Raw genomic sequence first — 18,360 nt, 5'->3', positions numbered from 1 at the left:
TTTTTAGTGCCTAATTTCTGTATTTCTTTAAGAGTCCATGTAATTTAAGCAGAGAAAAAATGTTGAAAATATCGTTAGATCAAGTGCTTACTCCACCAGTCTCCTATAATTACGATATATTTTTTTGGCTGACGTTTTCATGCAAGATTGTATTCTTCCCTTTTCTTTTAAAAGCACTAACAGTAAACATAAAAATTATGTTCACGGAAATAGCAGCAATACCAATATCAAGGTCCTGAATAAAAGAAGGAGCATCTGGGAATATACCGGCCATTGTGGCCTCTGTTAAAGTTAGATAAGCAACCAGCGCCACCCCTACTATCATTCCGACAGAAGCACCCTCTTTACTAACAGGGTTTTTCTTCATCAAGCTAAATAATAAAGATGGAAATAGCTGTAGTACAAAACTATAAGCCATCGTTAGCAACGCAAGCATCGTGTCCCCCCCAAAAAATGTAAAGTATAGAGAAACTAATGATATGATGGGAACAAAAATACGTGTTAATTTAGCAAGCATTTCATCCGAAGTGTCAGGTTTAAATCCCTTGTAGATATTTTTTGACAGCATCGTTGCTGATGTCAAAATTAACATCGAGCAAGGAATCAGGGCTGCAAGCATCCCGGCTGCGCCGACGAGGCCGACAAACCAAGAAGGAAACGCATCTTTTGCAATTTTAAACAAGGCAAGGTCACTATCTGCTCCTTGTAGGTTTGGGACTTGCAGAACAGCCGTAAAACCGATAAACAATATAAAAACAAGAACAATTTGATAAAGGGGCAAAATTGCTGCATTTTTTCGCAAAGTCGATTCATTTTGTGAAGATAAACTGGCACCAAAACAATGCGGCCACATATACTGACCTAATGCAATAATGACGCAAAGAGATATATACCATGAAATACTTAGTCCTTCATCAGCAAACGATAAGAAGCCTGGCTTTTTTACCTCTAGTGTTTCAAACATTGGCTGTATACCACCAAAGTAATGGATAGGTAAGTAAATGCCCATAATCAGAATAACGACAAGCATGAGGATATCTTTTAACATCGATGTCCATGCCGATCCATGAATTCCTGAAACGTAAACAAAAATTGTCACGATAAGCATTCCGATCCAAACAGCTAACGTAGAGGAAATCACACCGTATGACGCTTCTGATACAATAATCTGAAAGCCCTTTAATTGAATGACTATATAAGGAATCATTGAAATGACTCCAATAACCGCGACCAGCAACCCCAAAGACTTACTAGCATACTTTTTTGCAAAAAAATCAGATTGTGTCAATAAGTTGTATTTCTTCGCGTAGCGCCAAATAGGAGGCAAAATCCAGAAAGGAACAATATAAGTTAGTGCGCAAAATATATAAATGGCAGGAGCACCAAGTCTGTAAGCAGCACCGCTTGCTCCTAGAAATACGAACGTCGAAAACATCTCCCCTGCCATAAGAACAAACATGACTAAAGAACCGAAATTCCGGCCCCCGACTGCCCATTGCTCGAGCTGCATTTCCTTTCCTTTTCGTGCTCGTATTCCTAAATAAAAACCAAAAGCAAGAATTGCAATAATTATTAGGATGGAACTGTTCATTTATTTTCCTCCTGTTCTTGTCTATCATAAAGAATACAGCTAATATAAAGGAAAATTGACGTTAAAATAAGCCAGGCCGCAGCCCAGAAGACAACGAAAGGCAAGCCAAATATATAAGGTTCCACACGATTAATAACCGTTAATGAGCCAATTGCAGGTATGATGCTCAGCAGTATAATTAGTTTTTTCATTTTATATCCCCCGTTTGGAAGCGCTTTTATAATTTCGCTCAGTGTTGCATGAATTCATCATACGACACCGATCTATTCATTATTTTACTATTACATCCTTAGATGAAAAGATTGACGAAATAAGGTCCCTCACCCTGTCTCCTACTTCTGAAGTAGAAGCCGCTCCATTCATATCCGGTGTCAGCACCTGATCTTCCAGCAAAAGCTGCTCGATCGCTTCAAGAACAACCTTTCCATGCTTTTCGTAGCCAAAAAAGTCAAGCATTTGGCTTGCAGACCAAATTGATGCGAGAGGGTTGGCGATCCCTTTGCCCGCAATGTCAGGAGCTGATCCGTGAATCGGCTCAAACATCGAAGGGAAGTCTCTTTCAGGATTAATATTCGCTCCGGCAGCTAGGCCGATTCCTCCTGCAATGGCAGCGCCCAAATCCGTTAAAATATCACCGAACAAATTCGATGTCACAACAACTTCAAAGCGCTTCGGATCTTTGATCATCAGCATCGCCGCTGCATCGACAAGATAAGAAGCCGTTTTAACCTCTGGGTATTCTGTACTTACTTCTTCAAAAACCTGGTCCCAGAAAACCATTGAGTAGTTTAGGGCATTCCCTTTCGAAATGCTCGTCAGCGATCTACCCTCTTTTTTCGCTGTTTCGAACGCGTAACGGATAATTCGCTCTGTGCCTTTACGGGAAAAAACGCTATTTTGCAAAACAACTTCGTGATTCTCCCCCTTAAACAGCCAGTCCCCTGCACCTGAATATTCACCTTCACTGTTTTCGCGAATAAATAGCATATCGATATCCTCTCGTTTCACATCAACAAGCGGAAAATAGGCCCCTTTTAACAACCTCACAGGTCGTATATTAACATACTGGTGATAGCTTTTGCGGATTTTTAACAACAAATCCCACAGTGAAATATGGTCAGGGACGCCGGGAAACCCGACTGCCCCCAAATAAATCGCGTCAAATTCCTTTAGCTGTTCAAGTCCGTTATCATCCATCATTTTTCCATTTTTAGTGTAATATTCGCATCCCCATGGAAAATAAGTAAAATGAAATTGGAAACCTGAATCAAGCTCTGCCACTTTTCTTAATACTTTGATCCCTTCATTAATTACTTCTGGGCCAATGCCGTCTCCAGCGATAACTGCTATCTTAAATTGTTTCACAATGATCTCCCTCGTTTTTTAGCTTTGGTTCCAAACGACCAATTTCATTTCAGTCATTTCTTCCACCGCGTATTTTATTCCTTCACGACCTGTCCCACTTTCTTTTACACCGCCATATGGCATTTGATCGACTCGATAGGTCGGTACGTCATTAATGATAACCCCGCCAACCTGCAATTCCTGAGAAGCGTACAAAGCGTTTTTCACATTGTTTGTGTATATTCCTGCCTGTAATCCGAAACGGGAAGCATTCACTAGCTTAATAGCTTCTTTAATTGAACTTACTTTGTTCACAACAACAACCGGAGCAAATGCCTCCTGGCAGGATACGTTTAACGAATGGTCTGCATTTGTAATAATTGTTGGCTCTAGAATGCCGCCTTGCAATTTACCACCCGCTGTGATCGTTGCATTACTGCCCTTCGTTTCTTCAATCCAACCAAGTACTCGTTCTATTTCCCCTTTAGAGATTAAAGCGGAAATATACGTGTCCGGTTCAAGCGGGTCGCCAATTTTCAGTTTTTGCGCTGCTTCAGTGAACTTCGCAACAAATTCTTCATACACATCCTCATGTGCATATACACGCTGCAGGGAAATACATACTTGCCCCTGATTGGAGAAAGCACCCATGATGCAGCGGTCAATGATTTGATCTATGTCAATTTCCTTGTCGATAATTAAAGCTGAATTTGAACCGAGTTCGAGCGTCGTCTTTTTCAATCCCGCCTTGTTGCGAATACCGATTCCGACGCTAGGGCTCCCTGTGAATGTGACCATACTCACGCGGTCATCTTCAACTATTGCATCTCCAACAACGCCTCCAGGACCTGTGACTACATTTAATGCCCCCGCCGGAAGACCAGCTTCTTCAAATAATTCAGCGATAAAGAGAGCAGACAGCGGAGTTTGCGACGCTGGCTTTAAAACAATCGTATTGCCAGCAGCAATCGCCGGTCCGACTTTATGAGCGACAAGATTCATCGGGAAGTTAAACGGCGTGATCGCGCCAATGATCCCAATCGGTTCTCTTAACGTGTAGCCGATCCGGCCGACGCCGCCAATTGCTGCATCAAAAGAAATCGTTTCACCGTGGATTCTTTTTGCTTCCTCGGCTGAAAACTTATACGTTTCAATCGTTCTTGCCACCTCAGCCTTTGCAAACATAATTGGCTTCGCGGATTCACGAGAAATAATTTCTGCCGCTTCATCCGCTTTTTCTTTTAATAGCTCTACAACTTTTTCTAAAATTTCCGCCCGCTGATACGCCGGCATTTTCGCCATTACTCCCCGCGTGTTGTATGCAGCGGCAATTGCCTTTATAGTCAGCTCTTTATCCGCCATCGCAATTTGAGCGATTTCTTCCCCAGAATACGGAGAATATAACGGAGCATAGATAGCTGTTTCTACTTTTTCACCATTAATCATCAAAAAACGTTTCGGCGTTTTTACGTTATTTACTAATTTACTCATTGAGGGCCTCCAACACCATTTCATGAAATTGTACAATTGCTTTTTCTGAAGAAGAGTATCTTCCTTTATTAAATGCCCGGGAGCGGAAACCAATTTGTTCTAATTCTACAAGCTCCACATCTTCCTGTCGGACTTGTTCAGCAAAAGCGACTAAGTCTTTTTCTTCCTGAGTCAAATTCTCATCACGGAAATAATAAGTGTATACAGCCAAAGTGGTTTCATGGTCAATCGGCAGCATTTGAATTGTTGCCATATTGCCGGGACCCGGATAAATCGTCAACATTAAGTTTGGCCACAGCCAGAAGAAAGACCCGCCTTGCATTTCTGCTTGATTAAGATCGACTGTACCGTAATTTTTATCAGGTTTAACAATTGTCCCTTGCAGTGAATAGTTGTCACATGTAATGATTTGATAATCATCCATGTCAAGCGCTGAAACAAAGCCTGGATGGGCAACATGGCAATGGTCACACTCCAAATAATTATCAATAAATGCTTTCCAGTTAGCTTTAATCACCCGCGTTTTCTGGTTTGTTCTTTTTAACTCGCTTAAAAATGGGAATTTTCTCAAGCGGTCGAAAAAATCACCGTAGGATTCACTTAGCGGTTTCGCATGATCATCCAAGTTTACAAAGATTAAAGATTCTAAGATTTCCATGCGGACCGAACGCAAACATGCATCTTGTACACAAGCCGCATCTTCCCCTCTAAAGTTTGGTGCCTTGTTTAACTTCCCATCCAATTTGAAAGTCCAGCCATGATAGCCGCACTGTAAAATTTTCTTCTTGCCTGACTCGCTTTTTTCAAGCTTTGTCGCACGGTGCGGACAAACATTATAAAACGCGCGGATCACTTCATCTTGGCCTCGAGTAACGATAATCGGCTCGTTAGCTACTTCAGTGGTAAAAAAAGCACCTGCTTTTTCCAACTGGCTAACATGTCCCACAAGCTGCCAAGTTTTCGAGAATACAAGATCCATTTCTTTTTCAAGTACGTTCGGGTCTGTATATTTGTCATATGTCAATGTTCTTTCAAATGTCCGATTTGATGCATTTTCTACTTTGTTATAAGCCATACTTGATTCTCCCCCATACTAAATGATGATCACTAATCCTTGCTTGCAAGTCTAATATTTTCTTTTTTTGATAGAGATTGAGCAATTTATTAAATTATCCGGCTTGAACGGTCCTACATGTAAAAGGTTCAGCAGACACCTTAATGGAATCTGTTGGGCAACCGTCAACGGCATCTTCTAAATCTTCCTCCAATTCGTCAGGAACTTCAGTTATGCCTTTGTTGTTATCAAGGATGGCAAAAGCAATTCCCTCGTCATTATAGTCAAAAATTTCCGGTGCCGTTGCTCCACATGCCCCGCAAGCGATGCATGTTTCCTGGTCTACTATTGTGTATTTAGCCATGTGGATTCCCCCTATTTCATTTACAAAGTTAAACGGCTGAGCCGCTTTTTTCTTTTTCTCCCATAATGCTTGTACTGTGAAGCGGCTGAACTTTCGCACTTGGATCAATATATACTTTTGCATTGCTCACAGCTGTCGGAGCTTCCCCAAAACCGCTTGCAATCAGCTTCACTTTGCCTTCATACGTGCAAATATCCCCCGCTGCATATATACCCTTGATGTTTGTTTCCATTTTAGAATTGACAACGATTGAGTTACTTTCAATTTCAAGCCCCCAGTCTTTAATCGGACCGAGCGATGAAACAAAACCGTAATTGACTAGGACATCATCGACTTCAATTTCAAGCAGCTCCCCGCTCTTTGCTTCTCTCACAACCACGTTTTCGATTTTTTTATCGCCAATCAGTTTTGCAGGAACGTACGGAGTTAAAATTTCAACTTTGGAATTTTTCAAAAGCTCGACACTGTGCTCATGAGCACGGAACTTATCTCTGCGGTGAATGAGCGTGACTTTTTCCGCAATTGGCTCAAGCATCATAGCCCAGTCTACGGCAGAATCTCCGCCTCCAAACACTACCACTTTTTTGTCAGCAAAATGATTCAAGTCCTGAACAAAATAATGAAGGTTCGTATGTTCATATTTTTCTTCACCTTCCATTTTCAGTTTGCGCGGCTTAAATGCGCCATTTCCTGCAGTAATAATGACTGCTTTCGTACAATGAGTTTCTTCGTTAGTTGTAATGGCAAAAGATCTGTCTTCTCTACGAACAATGCTTTCCACTGATTGTTCAAGGCAAATTGTCGGTTCAAATTGACTCATTTGCTCCAGCAATAGATTGACGAGTTCTTGTGCACGCACTTTCGGAAACCCTGCAATGTCATAAATAAATTTTTCAGGGTACAAAGCAGATAACTGTCCGCCGAGCTGAGGAAGACTTTCGATTATTTTCACCTTCGTCTGGCGCATCCCTGCATAAAAAGCAGTAAACAAGCCAACCGGCCCTCCTCCGATTATGGTAATGTCAAAAACCTCCTGTCGTTTTTCCATATTCATACCTCCCTAACTGTCAAACTTCTAAGAATTGCGTATTGCTTTATTTTCAAATGCACTACAAGTAATGACATGCTTCGTTTTAGCGTGTCAATTTTATATATGCAATTCTTGTGCCAACTTTTAAAATTGGTGGAAATACACAAAAAATTTCGAATTATTTATGAGAACGCTATCACTTTGAGTTATAATGAACTCAGATTGATGCACCATTAATCAAAAGTAACTCATCACTTTTAAAAAAGAGAGGATCATGTTATGAAAAGTCCGGAAGCAACAGGAAATGTTGAGATGACGCTGGAAACTCTTTTAAAAATTCTCGATTATTCCTCAGATGAGATTTTCGTCCTCGACGGTGAAAAGCGGATCCTATACGTAAATCAGGTATGTGAGCGCCATTATGGGCTGAAGCCGGCTGATGTCATTGGTAAATACAATGTCGACTTATTTGAAAAAGGCTACTGGAAACCCTCTATCGTTCCGGAAGTATATAAAAGAAAAAAGCCTTGCTACATGAAGCAGCAAACATATATCGGAGCTGAGCTGCTGACATCAGCGATTCCACTCTTAAATGATTCCGGGGAAATTGAGCTCGTTGTCATCACCGCAACTGAAACGCAGACGTATAAAATGATCAAGGCGAATGAAGCGGGTGGTGAGTCAGAAAGCACTCAAGAAAAAAGAGAAACGGGCAGTATCATCACAAACAGCGGCAAAATCAATCGTATTCTGACTTTTTGTGAAAAGGTGGCACCAACAGATTCTACCATTCTAATCCAGGGAGAATCAGGAACTGGAAAGGGTGTGCTCGCGCACTATATCCACCGTATCAGTAAGAGGAAAAACGGCCCGTTCCTAACGATTAACTGCGCAGCTATTCCGGAAGAGCTGCTCGAATCAGAGCTATTTGGCTATTCAAAAGGCGCATTTACTGGCGCGAACAAAGCCGGAAAAGCAGGATTGATCGAAGCTACGGAAGGCGGCACCGTTTTTCTTGATGAAATCGGAGAAATGCCACTCGCTCTACAGGCAAAGCTTTTGCAAGTAATCCAAGATAAACAGTTTATTCCTATTGGCGGCAGTGAAATGAAAAAGGTCGACATTCGCATCATCGCGGCAACAAACCAGAATTTAGTGGAAATGGTCAATGACAAAAGATTCCGGGAGGATTTATTTTACCGGTTGAATGTGATCGATATTCATCTTCCGCCGCTACGTGATCGAAAAGAAGATATTATTCCGCTCACATACAACTTTTTAAATAAATTCAATAAAAAATACCATGAAAACAAAGTCATATCGGAAGAATGCCTGAACATCTTAATCCATTATTCTTGGCCTGGCAATGTACGCCAGCTCGAAAACCTGATTGAAAGATTAGTTGTCATTAGCGACTCTGTAATCCAAGTGGGCGATTTGCCTGAAATGATCACTGAAAATGTTGAACAAGTCACCCAGTTCGCTCTGCCTACTTCACTTGATAAAGCACTCGACGAAACAAAGCGAATCTTCGTCAGAAGATCTTACCAAACATATAAATCATCCAGAAAAGTGGCAAAAGACCTTGGTATTAGCCAGACAAAAGCCTCTAAGCTGATACGAGAATATTGCGGGGATTTGATTAATAACTAAGGTTCTGGACTTACCCAGGCTGAACTTCTATGGATACGTAGTTGCTGTCTCTTGTATATGATTAGGTGACGATATTGGGAACTTCAAGTTAAGTGAAGCTCCCCCTAATCCTTGAAAGAGCCTTTACTCCCGTTGAGTAAAGGCTCTTTTTGATTCGTATCTTTAGAAATTATTAATCGCGTTTCTTTTAATTAAAGAATCAATATTAATTTTAAAATAATACCAACTGTCCCATTAATAAATTCTAACTGAAGATTTTATATATTAGAATAAGTAAACCCTATAATATAATCCAAAGTTTAAAGCCCCATCCTATCAAACTCCTTAGCTAAAACTGCCTTTTTTAACCTTTTTGACTTTATGAGATGTTTCATATCAGAAATATTGTCATAGGATAATTGGATATGAAAGTAATTCATGTACTCCGCTATTGCAAAGAGGTAAATAAAGCCTGCCAGCATCATCCCCATAACAGGTTTAGGTCCTTCTATCATGAATATTTCAGCAAGCAAGATACATTGGCCAAAAATGATTAATAAGATGTTACACTTTTTCATTTTCTTTAAAAATTTCACTAGCCAGATTGGGGTAGCGGATCGATTCGTGTTTTTTTCAATCGGTTCCATTTCCCAAACCAATAAAAGCTTCCTTGAATGAGGATAAATTCTAAAATGAAAAAAGAATATAAAAAGGAAAACAGTGAATATAACTGCAAATAAGGAAACGCATTATTTATTATAAGACTAATAGGTATAAATGCAATGATTGAAGTTAATTCACCTGTATAAAAGGAAAACAACCGCTTTTCTATTATTTTCTTCAATATTGTCACCACTTTAGTTCCTGTAATTGATGATTTTAACATCTGGAAAGGGTTTCGAGAGAATTTCCATAAACTCCTCTCTATTTTTTGGAGAAATTAGGACAGAATGATGTGGCTTGTATTCAATCTCGAGTCTTTACTGGTTTTTTTGACAGATGTTATTTGTTTTAATGGTTTCGTTTTTTTAATGGTCCGTATTTTATCATTAAGTTGTTTTCGTCTAATACATAATAGGTTGTTAACTGGATAGGCTACACTTAGTTGGACAGAACTTTTAAGGTCAAGTAGACTACAGATAATACTATTGAGGAGAATCTACATGACTAAAAGAGAACGTCGAACTTTTACGGAAGAATTTAAAGAACAGATCGTACAACTATACAAGAATGGTAAACCTAGAAAAGAAATTATTCGTGAATATGATCTCACTCCATCTTCTTTGGATAAGTGGGTGAGTCAAAGTCAGAAATCCGGTTCTTTTAAATCGAAAGACAATTTAACTCCAGAACAAAAAGAACTAATTGAACTACGTAAACGAAATAAGCAACTTGAAATGGAAAATGACATTTTAAAGCAAGCAGCGCTGATACTAGGACGAAAGTAAATATGATTAAGAACAATCAACACAAATACTCGATATCAGCAATGTGCAAGGTCCTACAACTATCAAGAAGCACCTACTACTATGAAGCAAAAGAACGTTCTTACGAAGATGATATTACTTCAGATATCATAGAAATTTTCCATGCGAGTCGTCAAAATTATGGTACACGAAAGATTAAACATGATCTTAAGAAAAGAGGAAAAGTTGTTTCTAGACGTCGCATTGGGAGAATTATGAATGAGCAAGGACTCGTTTCTTCTACACAGTCGCACAATTTAAGCCACACATGACCAAACCGAATGAAAATCAACAGCATAATGAATTAAATCGTGAATTTACTCAAGGTAAACCACTATCAGTTATAGTTAGTGACTTAACATATGTGAGAGTCAATAAAAAATGGCATTACATATGTGTATTTGTTGATCTCTTTAATCGAGAAATCGTCGGTCATAGTACAGGGCCAAACAAAGATGCATTATTAGTTTATCGGTCGTTGGCATCCATTAAAGCAGATCTTAATCATATTCAGCTTTTTCATACAGACCGAGGAAGTGAGTTCAATAATCTGCTGATTGATGAAGCATTAAAGACATTTAACATTGATCGTTCATTAAGCATGAAAGGATGTCCCTACGATAATGCGGTAGCTGAGGCTACTTTTAAAATTATAAAGACTAAGTTTGTCAAAGGCCGTCATTTTGATAGTTTAGAAGAGTTGACAAGAGAATTACATGACTATGTTCACTGGTTTAATCATATTCGAATTCATGGAACACTTGGCTATTTAAGCCCGATTGAATATAAACTTAAACACCTTAAAAAAGTTGTCTAGTTTAGTGTTGACAATCCAAACCACATCCACAAAATGAAAGCAGGAAGAGCAACGGCAAAAATCAACGTAAGTAAAAAATCCAACATTCATTGAATGTTTAATTAGTTCATAGCAGCCACCTCCTATTGCGAGAAGCATTATTCCCCAAACAATAACTGTTAACCACCAGTCTTGCTTTGATATAAATTCCAATTCACCTTAAGAAATGTTTTTATCTTAAATACGGATAACTTTCCAAAAAGTTCCTTACTATAAAAAAGAGTGGTCCAAACATGATAATAGGCCCATTACCTTAAAAGTTAAGCGTCCTTAAGTTTTCATCATTCAATTTACCTAAATACTAAATTAGTTTTTTACACTCCAACTTGAAGGATGAGTTTTACTGATTGGAAAGAATGGGATAAAATAAAAAAGTGTTGCATTATTGCCTCGAGGAGAGATTAATATGAGCAAACAATCGGGTATTATTAAAGAACATCTTTTTTATTCAGCAGCCTTACAGGAAGAATTAACATTGCTTATTTATCTTCCCGAAAATTTTTCACCCCTTTATAAATATAGCTTGCTTATCGCACAGGATGGTCAGGATTATTTCCGTCTGGGACGTGTCGGCAGGCAGGTTGAAGCGTTAATGAAAAACGAAGAGATTGATAATCTTATTGTTGTTGGAATCCCTTATCATGATGTTGATGACCGAAGGAAAAAATACCATCCGAGCGGAGCAAAATGTCAAGCATACATACGATTTCTCACCCATGAGCTTGTCCCATACCTCGATCAGGAATTTTCAACTTACCAAGTTGGCTATGGACGTGCTCTTATCGGAGACTCATTGGGAGCGACCGTATCATTAATGACAGGACTTGCATACCCAAACACATTTGGCAAGCTGATCCTGCAATCTCCTTATGTTAATGATGTTGTGATACAAGCTGTGAAAGAATTTAAAGCCTCTTCCAGACCAACGATTTACCATCAAATCGGAAAGAAAGAGACAGAAGTTAAAACAACTCATGGGGAGATAGAGGACTTCTTAACACCAAATCGTGAATTAAAAGCAGTGATTTCTGAAAAAGGTTTTTCTTATACATATGAAGAATTTGATGGGGACCATACATGGAAGTACTGGCAACCTGCACTAACACCTATTTTACGTCAAATGTTTGAGTAAAATTTCAGAAACTCTGCCGTTCATATGTTTATTTTTGAAAATTTGATATACTATCATTAAAACAATGATCTAGGAGGGAAGAATATGAAATACGGAATTGCCCTTTTTCCATCAAAAAAGCTACAAGATTTAGCAAATTCATACAGAAAACGCTATGATACACACTATGCGCTCGTACCGCCGCATGTAACACTGAAGACAGCTTTTGAAGCAACTGATGAAGAATTGACACAGATTACAAGAGAGCTTCGAAAGATTGCAGAGGAAACCTCACCTTTAACGCTTACAATTAAAAAGGTTAGTTCCTTTGCACCCGTTAACAATGTCATTTATTTAAAAGTGGAACCAACCGATGAGCTTCAAGCCTTGCATGAAAAGCTTCATCGCGGCGTTTTACAAAGCCAGCCTGAATATTCTTTTGTCCCTCATATAACAATCGGGCAAAACTTATCTGATGATGAGCATTCTGATGTGCTTGGCAGTTTGCGAATGCTTAATATTACTCATGAGGAAGTTGTTAATCGCTTCCATTTATTATATGAACTCGAAAACGGCTCTTGGACCGTTCATGAAACATTCTTACTCGGAAAGGATTGCAATTAATTGAATGTACAGCAAGTAACAACAAAAGAACAACTCGAGGATGCATTTTCAGTAAGAAGAACCGTATTTGTCGATGAACAGCAGGTACCTGAAGAAGAAGAAATTGACCAATTTGAAGATGAAGCAACACATGTTGTGTTATATGATAATGGGAAGCCAGCTGGCGCTGCACGTGTTCGTGTATTAGATGGGATTGGCAAGCTTGAGAGAATTTGTGTTCTTTCATCAAGCCGAAAAAAAGGTGCCGGAAAGCTGCTCGTATTAAAGTTGGAGGAAATAGCATCCGCTCAAGGCGTTACTAAGTTAAAGTTAAATGCGCAAACACATGCCATCCCTTTTTATGAACGATTAGGATATGAAACGGTATCTGACGTGTTTATGGACGCCGGAATTCCTCATGTCACTATGATTAAATATACTCATTAATTTCATAGTCTCTTTACGAACGAGTTTGGTTATCCAAGCTCGTTTTTATGTGGTTTTCATCCTATAGTCTCCTCTATCTAAATGGATAGAATAAGCGAAAATGGAAAAAACTATTTGCAACGGTGTCTCTGATGGAGGTTATTTCATGCATTATGCACAAATTACTGTAGAATTAGTTTTAGGCTTAGTCTCCCTTTTTGTCTTGACAAGGATTTTAGGTAAAACCCAGATCACCCAAATTACCACATTTGACTTCATCTCGGCACTCGTTTTAGGAGAGCTTGTCGGAAATGCGATATTTGATGAAAAGGTTGGTGTATTTCGAATTATTTATGCAGTTATTATATGGGGACTGCTTATTTACATCTTAGAGATCATTACACAAAAGTGGAGTAGCACACGTGGTTTATTAGAGGGTAGACCATCAATCATCATACGCAATGGGAAAATCATCAGAGAAAGCTTGAAAAAGAACAAGCTTGATATCAACCAGCTTCAGCATCTCATTCGCTCTAAAGGTGCATTCTCCATTCGCGAACTGGAGTATGCGATTTTAGAAACAGATGGAACAGTCAGCATCTTAAAAAAGCCTTCTTATGAAACACCCACAAAAGGCGATTTACAGGTCAATCTTGATCAGGTACACCTGCCAATTACATTTATAAGTGACGGTAAGATTATTAAAGATAATCTCATGGAAGCAGGCTTTAATCTAACCTGGTTAGAGCAGCAGCTTAAACAGCAAAATATTCTTAATGTTAAGGAAGTCTTATATGCTGAATGGCTTGAAGGGGAAGGGCTGCATGTTCAAACATTTTAATGAGGGTGACACGAGACGATGTCACCCTTCCTTTTATATTCAGACATATTCGTTTATAAACTGCCCTTTTCCCGAAAATGAATCGAAATCCTTATTCGTCTTTGGAATTTTTATTTTTTGATCATAAGGTGCTGCTAACCGTTGTTGTTTTAATTCCTTCTTTGCGGATGGCACTGCAGCAATAGGATAAGTATGTGAATAATGCTGTTGCATAGGAACAGATCTGTTTGCATATTGGATGTAGGCATCATGCTGGATTGGTAGGATATACCCCATTTTTGACTCTCCTTCCTTTCCTTCTCCTCTACATTTACCTTTTCGATAAGGTCTCATTCTGATAAGATAGTGTTTGTCGCTAATTTTTATATGAATGATCTGCGAAATATAGAAATTAATCTTCTTAATAATATTTATCGATTATACCTTACAAACCCTGCTTCATTTTTTATATACATATTCGATGGAAGAAATTCTTTTCTGGAAGGGGGATCATCTTGAAATATGCGAGAATGAAAGATTTAGAGCTATCTCTAACCACTTTGCCTCGAGAGGATTATCAACGAATCTATGAGGCTAGCTTAAAAAATGACGTAACATGCAAGGCTTGTGGAAAGCCTGTGAAACTATATATTGGCATCAATCAGCAGCCCCATTTCTATCATCTAATGAAGGAAGATAGCAAAACATGCAATAAACTGGATTCCCATCCTTCAACTCAATCTAAACTAACACTACAACAGTCTATTATGGAAAGTAACTATACGGAGCAAAACGGTTTCCGTCTTCCAAAATCAAGAGCGATTGCAACGACCGAAAGGCCAATCGTGAGCGAGTGGCGCCTTCCTACAGCGCTTAAGGGGCGGACACCTTTCATCGTAAAATCCCAGCCAGTTTCATCCTTGCTTGGGATACCGCTTGATAGTGAGCAAAGAAAAGCTGTCACGACAATCGATGGACCGCTGCTAATTTTAGCTGGTGCAGGCAGCGGAAAAACCCGTGTACTAACAACGAGAGCACTCTATATGATGGAAGAAAAATCAATCGATCCAAAATCGATGATGCTTGTAACCTTTACAGCTAAGGCTGCCAGAGAAATGCATGAACGGATTAAAACTAACGCAACAAAGTCAGCTGGACAATTAAACCAGCTTGTCATTGGCACTTTTCATAGCATCTTTTATAAAATGCTTCTTCATCATGACCGTGAAAAATGGAGCGGTCAGCATTTGCTTAAATGGGAATGGCAAAAGGAAGCCTATTTGAAACAAGCCTGCAGGGAAATGCAGATTGATGAAAAGGATTTTCCCTTTGACCAGGCGCTCCAGCAAATCGGCTATTGGAAAAATACGATGAAATCGCCACAGGACATAACCCCTAATGACGACTGGGAAGAAACGGTACTGAAGCTTTATACGTATTATGAGAAACAAAAGCTTGGGCGCGGGCAATTTGATTTTGACGATATGCTTGTCAAATGCTATGACATGCTAAAAGGTAATCCGCCTTTGCTCAAAGCCTATCAAAATCGGTTTCAATATTTTCTCATTGATGAGTTTCAAGATATTAATCCTGTTCAATATCATCTTATTAAACTCTTATCAAATCATACGAATCATTTATGCGGAGTTGGCGATGATGATCAAACGATCTATAGCTTTAGGGGCAGCGAGCCCTCCTTCATTTTAAATTTTAAAGAGGAATACCCTGAGGCAATGATCATTACCCTTTCAGCAAACTATCGTTCAGACCACCATATTGTTTCATCTGCAAATGAAGTAATTTCCAAAAACAAAGAGCGCCTATCAAAAAAAATGTATGCACAGGCGCAGTCTGATCATTTACCTGTCTGCTTCTTCCCATATGACGAGGAAGAAGAGGCAACGATGATTGTCAATGATATTAAGGAAAAAATTGCACAAGGGGCAAATCCCGATGAATTTGCGATTTTATATCGTACACATGCAGGAGGACGCGCAGTCTTTGAACGTTTTGTTCAATCTAGTATTCCTTTTGTTATTGAAAAAGAACAAAGTTCATTTTATGAGCGGAAAATGGTTCGCGGCGCTCTCAGCTATTTACGACTAAGTGTTGATCCTGATGATACGTCAGCCATTAGCGATATCATCCGCGCTTTATTTTTAAAGCAATCAACTCTTAATGATGTCAAGGCCTTATCCATTCTCCACGATTGTTCACTTGTTGAGGCGTTACTACATTTAAATGGATTGCCTGCTTTTCAAATGGCCAAACTTAAAAAAATTATCCCGCGAATAAGCATGTTAAAAAATGAAAGGCCGGCTGTAGCATTACATATCATTGAAAAAGAGCTTGGTTTCCATGACTATGTAAAAAAACAAGGAAATGAAGGAAATGCAATGGACAAAGGCTCAGATGACCTGCATGATTTAAAAGTAGTCATCAAGAAGTTTTCAACGGTAAAGGAATTCCTGGCGCATGCTGATCATATGATGCTGACCCAAAAAGCGTTAAAGGGCCAAAAGGATGCAACGGAATCTGGGGTTCAGCTAATGACGATTCATCGCTCTAAGGGGCTTGAGTTTAAGCATGTGTACATCATAGGTGCAGTCGATGGTTCCCTGCCTCATGATTTTGCACTTGATGCAGCTAGAAAAGGCAATCATCAATTTCTTGAGGAAGAACGGCGTTTACTCTATGTTGCAATGACGCGTGCAAAGGATCAGCTGTTCATCTCAATTCCATCATACCGGCGTGGACGGAAAGCAGCAGCTTCACGGTTTTTAAAGCCATTAATGAGCTGATTCGCTTCGTATAGTGTAATAGCTCCTAAAAAAACAGCCATCTTCTTTACTGAAGATGGTTTAAAATTTGTAATGATCGAATCTCCTGTTTTGTTTCTACGGTTCCAAGCTGATAAATCTTTTCGTACAGATTTTTTATTAACTGATCCTGCTTCTCCCGATGTTCTATTCCGTTTTCTTCATTTAGCGATGTTAGAATTGGCTTGGGATCTAATTCTGTTTTCGTGATATCTCGTAACATCTTTCTGATTTCTTGGATCTGCTCATTTGTCGCATTAATTTCATAATAAATTAAGTGATCATCTAATCTGGATTCTTGGATATCTTCCGTTTCAACTGATACATAATAGGTTTTTGTCATTTCAATCATCCCCATTTCTTACTGATACAAAATTTTAACTAGTTGGTTTCCGTATTTTTATTTTCATCATCAATCTCGTCCTTTTGTCCCCCATCACTAGGACCATTATCTTGGTCTACACCATCGCCTACTCCATTTTCCTCCAATTCCTGTTCTGCGTCATTCATATCTTTTTGTAATTCGTCACTTACTTCGTCCGCTTCATCGACATTTTTCTCTGCTTCATCTATTTCATCTCCACATCCAGTTAGACCAACTAATGTTACTGTCGCGACCATTCCTCCAACAAATAACTTTTTCTTCCATTTCATTACTATTCATTCCTCCTGTCATTTAACTAACGAGTTCTTTATAGGATTCCTACCCTTTAATAAACACGCCTAAACAAATAGCCTCATACCTAAGCAGTATGAGGATCTATTTATTGTGAATTCCGTGGTAAAGACCAAGACTGCTTGTATATTAGACGATAACCCGAGTCTCGTTTAACTTGTCTTTCACCTTATACAACATCATTTCATCATGAATTCTTTTCATTTTCATATCGAGATAGTGAGCAATTTCTGCCGCTTCTTTTAATTCATTTGTTAATGAATCAGGAACTCCCTTATCATATTTGTAGTAAATCTTATGCTCTAAACTTGCCCAGAAATCCATGGCGATGGTACGTATTTGAATTTCAACCTTTATCTTTTCTGTTCGATTGGTTAAAAAGACTGGAATTTCCACTAGTAAATGAAGACTTTGGTAGCCATTTGGTTTAGGATGTTTAAGATAATCCTTTACCTTTAAAACGTTAATATCATCTTGACTTGAAATCATGTCAAAAATGCTGTAGATATCAGACATAAATGAACAAATGATTCGGACCCCTGCGATATCATGGATATGTTTAGCTGCTTCTTCGGTTGTTATCGCGAGACCTTTTCTTTGCAGCTTACTTATTATACTCGTTGGCTCTTTAATTCTGGACTTAATATGTTCAATCGGATTATGCTGGTGCGAAAATTCAAATTCTTCATTTAATATCTCAAGTTTTGTATTGATTTCATCCAACGCAAATTTATATAGTAGTAAAAAACTTCTCCATTTTGCGATCTGTTCTTTATTCTGTTCCATTTTGGTCACCTCTTTTTGTCACCTTCACTATAAAGGAGAATTGTGAAATTAAGGTGAAAGAATGATGAACAAAGTATTAAGAAAAGTGAATGGCGAATGGCGAATAAGAATTAGAAAATGTACTCTCCCTTCAACTCCTATTTAACTAGAACCTAGAGCTAACCAGTTAAACTTAGTACAAAGAACAAAAGCGCAAGCGCCTCGTTCAGCCCCGACAAGCATAAGCCACAAATGAATAGAAGACGATCTTTGTCTTCAATTCATTTGTGGCTAGACCCTAGAGGGGCTAAG

General features: G+C 38.9%; 18 protein-coding genes and 2 pseudogenes. 7 read left to right on the top strand and 13 right to left on the bottom strand.

The window, feature by feature from the left end:
- Positions 1-109: 109 nt before the first annotated feature.
- The 7 genes from ACSVDH_RS06465 to ACSVDH_RS06435 form a co-directional block, all read right to left on the bottom strand.
- Positions 110-1,591 carry a sodium:solute symporter family protein gene (locus ACSVDH_RS06465; protein ID WP_439248922.1) on the bottom strand — a complete coding sequence of 494 codons (1,482 nt, stop codon included), beginning with the start codon at positions 1,589-1,591 and terminating at the stop codon, positions 110-112.
- Complete coding sequence (locus ACSVDH_RS06460; RefSeq protein ID WP_439248921.1) at positions 1,588-1,782, bottom strand: DUF3311 domain-containing protein; 195 nt, start codon at positions 1,780-1,782, stop codon at positions 1,588-1,590. The genes ACSVDH_RS06465 and ACSVDH_RS06460 overlap by 4 nt, the downstream gene beginning before the upstream one ends.
- Before the next feature lie 79 nt (positions 1,783-1,861).
- The gene (locus ACSVDH_RS06455; RefSeq protein ID WP_439248920.1) at positions 1,862-2,956 is read right to left on the bottom strand and encodes a tartrate dehydrogenase; all 1,095 of its coding nucleotides are present in this window, start codon (positions 2,954-2,956) and stop codon (positions 1,862-1,864) included.
- An 18-nt stretch (positions 2,957-2,974) separates the two neighbouring features.
- Positions 2,975-4,426, bottom strand: a complete 1,452-nt coding sequence (locus tag ACSVDH_RS06450) for an aldehyde dehydrogenase family protein (RefSeq protein ID WP_439248919.1) — start codon at positions 4,424-4,426, stop codon at positions 2,975-2,977.
- Complete coding sequence (locus ACSVDH_RS06445) at positions 4,419-5,501, bottom strand: aromatic ring-hydroxylating oxygenase subunit alpha (RefSeq protein WP_439248918.1); 1,083 nt, start codon at positions 5,499-5,501, stop codon at positions 4,419-4,421. Before ACSVDH_RS06445 ends, ACSVDH_RS06450 begins: the two co-directional genes overlap by 8 nt.
- 94 nt (positions 5,502-5,595) lie before the next feature.
- Complete coding sequence (locus ACSVDH_RS06440) at positions 5,596-5,844, bottom strand: ferredoxin (protein ID WP_439248917.1); 249 nt, start codon at positions 5,842-5,844, stop codon at positions 5,596-5,598.
- Positions 5,845-5,872: 28 nt separating this feature from the next.
- Entirely contained in the window at positions 5,873-6,892 is a 1,020-nt protein-coding gene (locus tag ACSVDH_RS06435) for an NAD(P)/FAD-dependent oxidoreductase (protein WP_439248916.1), read from the bottom strand.
- Positions 6,893-7,153: 261 nt separating this feature from the next.
- Between ACSVDH_RS06435 and ACSVDH_RS06430 the strand changes: the two genes are divergently transcribed.
- Positions 7,154-8,527: a sigma-54 interaction domain-containing protein gene (locus ACSVDH_RS06430; protein WP_439248915.1), complete on the top strand. Its 1,374-nt coding sequence runs from the start codon at positions 7,154-7,156 to the stop codon at positions 8,525-8,527.
- A gap of 299 nt (positions 8,528-8,826) precedes the next feature.
- Here ACSVDH_RS06430 and ACSVDH_RS06425 read toward each other — a convergent pair.
- Both ACSVDH_RS06425 and ACSVDH_RS06420 read right to left on the bottom strand, forming a co-directional pair.
- Positions 8,827-9,350 (bottom strand): annotated as a pseudogene (locus ACSVDH_RS06425) (general stress protein).
- Between the two features lie 13 nt (positions 9,351-9,363).
- Positions 9,364-9,477 (bottom strand): hypothetical protein, encoded by a 114-nt coding sequence (locus ACSVDH_RS06420; protein WP_439249150.1) that lies wholly within the window; start codon positions 9,475-9,477, stop codon positions 9,364-9,366.
- A 192-nt stretch (positions 9,478-9,669) separates the two neighbouring features.
- Between ACSVDH_RS06420 and ACSVDH_RS06415 the strand changes: the two are divergent.
- The 5 genes and pseudogenes from ACSVDH_RS06415 (at position 9,670) to ACSVDH_RS06395 (ending at position 13,809) form a co-directional block, all read left to right on the top strand.
- A pseudogene (locus tag ACSVDH_RS06415) lies at positions 9,670-10,789 on the top strand (IS3 family transposase).
- Between the two features lie 445 nt (positions 10,790-11,234).
- Positions 11,235-11,960, top strand: a complete 726-nt coding sequence (locus ACSVDH_RS06410) for an alpha/beta hydrolase (RefSeq protein WP_439248914.1) — start codon at positions 11,235-11,237, stop codon at positions 11,958-11,960.
- 84 nt (positions 11,961-12,044) lie between these two features.
- Entirely contained in the window at positions 12,045-12,563 is a 519-nt protein-coding gene (locus tag ACSVDH_RS06405; RefSeq protein ID WP_439248913.1) for a YjcG family protein, read from the top strand.
- Positions 12,564-12,989 (top strand): GNAT family N-acetyltransferase, encoded by a 426-nt coding sequence (locus ACSVDH_RS06400; protein ID WP_299093932.1) that lies wholly within the window; start codon positions 12,564-12,566, stop codon positions 12,987-12,989.
- A gap of 145 nt (positions 12,990-13,134) precedes the next feature.
- Positions 13,135-13,809, top strand: coding sequence for a YetF domain-containing protein (locus tag ACSVDH_RS06395; protein ID WP_439248912.1), 675 nt, complete (start codon positions 13,135-13,137; stop codon positions 13,807-13,809).
- A gap of 39 nt (positions 13,810-13,848) precedes the next feature.
- Here the strand turns inward: ACSVDH_RS06395 and ACSVDH_RS06390 are convergent, their stop codons facing one another.
- On the bottom strand, positions 13,849-14,085 hold the full coding sequence (locus ACSVDH_RS06390) for a hypothetical protein (RefSeq protein ID WP_439248911.1): 237 nt from the start codon (positions 14,083-14,085) through the stop codon (positions 13,849-13,851).
- 218 nt (positions 14,086-14,303) lie between these two features.
- Between ACSVDH_RS06390 and ACSVDH_RS06385 the strand changes: the two genes are divergently transcribed.
- On the top strand, positions 14,304-16,589 hold the full coding sequence (locus ACSVDH_RS06385) for a UvrD-helicase domain-containing protein (RefSeq protein WP_439248910.1): 2,286 nt from the start codon (positions 14,304-14,306) through the stop codon (positions 16,587-16,589).
- A gap of 46 nt (positions 16,590-16,635) precedes the next feature.
- Here ACSVDH_RS06385 and ACSVDH_RS06380 read toward each other — a convergent pair whose 3' ends face one another.
- The 3 genes from ACSVDH_RS06380 to ACSVDH_RS06370 all read right to left on the bottom strand — a co-directional run bounded on the left by ACSVDH_RS06380 (position 16,636) and on the right by ACSVDH_RS06370 (position 18,069).
- Positions 16,636-16,950 (bottom strand): hypothetical protein, encoded by a 315-nt coding sequence (locus tag ACSVDH_RS06380; protein ID WP_439248909.1) that lies wholly within the window; start codon positions 16,948-16,950, stop codon positions 16,636-16,638.
- Positions 16,951-16,988: 38 nt separating this feature from the next.
- Entirely contained in the window at positions 16,989-17,261 is a 273-nt protein-coding gene (locus ACSVDH_RS06375; RefSeq protein ID WP_439248908.1) for a hypothetical protein, read from the bottom strand.
- Between the two features lie 151 nt (positions 17,262-17,412).
- Entirely contained in the window at positions 17,413-18,069 is a 657-nt protein-coding gene (locus ACSVDH_RS06370) for a GTP pyrophosphokinase (RefSeq protein ID WP_439248907.1), read from the bottom strand.
- Between the last annotated feature and the right edge of the window lie 291 nt (positions 18,070-18,360).

The sequence above is a fragment of the Metabacillus sp. Hm71 genome, assembly GCF_051842955.2.
In the GTDB taxonomy this organism is placed as follows: Bacteria; Bacillota; Bacilli; order Bacillales; family Bacillaceae; genus Metabacillus.
Note: the sequence above shows the minus strand (reverse complement) of the source record. Positions and strands in the feature narration are given on the sequence as shown.

Excerpts from the sequence above, each read along its gene's own strand:
- ACSVDH_RS06465 (WP_439248922.1), bottom strand. The coding sequence starts at position 1,591 with ATGAACAGTTCCATCCTAATAATTATTGCAATTCTTGCTTTTGGTTTT.
- ACSVDH_RS06460 (WP_439248921.1), bottom strand. The coding sequence starts at position 1,782 with ATGAAAAAACTAATTATACTGCTGAGCATCATACCTGCAATTGGCTCA.
- ACSVDH_RS06450 (WP_439248919.1), bottom strand. The coding sequence starts at position 4,426 with ATGAGTAAATTAGTAAATAACGTAAAAACGCCGAAACGTTTTTTGATG.
- ACSVDH_RS06445 (WP_439248918.1), bottom strand. The coding sequence starts at position 5,501 with ATGGCTTATAACAAAGTAGAAAATGCATCAAATCGGACATTTGAAAGA.
- ACSVDH_RS06440 (WP_439248917.1), bottom strand. The coding sequence starts at position 5,844 with ATGGCTAAATACACAATAGTAGACCAGGAAACATGCATCGCTTGCGGG.
- ACSVDH_RS06435 (WP_439248916.1), bottom strand. The coding sequence starts at position 6,892 with ATGGAAAAACGACAGGAGGTTTTTGACATTACCATAATCGGAGGAGGG.
- ACSVDH_RS06430 (WP_439248915.1), top strand. The coding sequence starts at position 7,154 with ATGAAAAGTCCGGAAGCAACAGGAAATGTTGAGATGACGCTGGAAACT.
- ACSVDH_RS06410 (WP_439248914.1), top strand. The coding sequence starts at position 11,235 with ATGAGCAAACAATCGGGTATTATTAAAGAACATCTTTTTTATTCAGCA.
- ACSVDH_RS06405 (WP_439248913.1), top strand. The coding sequence starts at position 12,045 with ATGAAATACGGAATTGCCCTTTTTCCATCAAAAAAGCTACAAGATTTA.
- ACSVDH_RS06395 (WP_439248912.1), top strand. The coding sequence starts at position 13,135 with ATGCATTATGCACAAATTACTGTAGAATTAGTTTTAGGCTTAGTCTCC.
- ACSVDH_RS06390 (WP_439248911.1), bottom strand. The coding sequence starts at position 14,085 with ATGGGGTATATCCTACCAATCCAGCATGATGCCTACATCCAATATGCA.
- ACSVDH_RS06380 (WP_439248909.1), bottom strand. The coding sequence starts at position 16,950 with ATGACAAAAACCTATTATGTATCAGTTGAAACGGAAGATATCCAAGAA.
- ACSVDH_RS06375 (WP_439248908.1), bottom strand. The coding sequence starts at position 17,261 with ATGAAATGGAAGAAAAAGTTATTTGTTGGAGGAATGGTCGCGACAGTA.
- ACSVDH_RS06370 (WP_439248907.1), bottom strand. The coding sequence starts at position 18,069 with ATGGAACAGAATAAAGAACAGATCGCAAAATGGAGAAGTTTTTTACTA.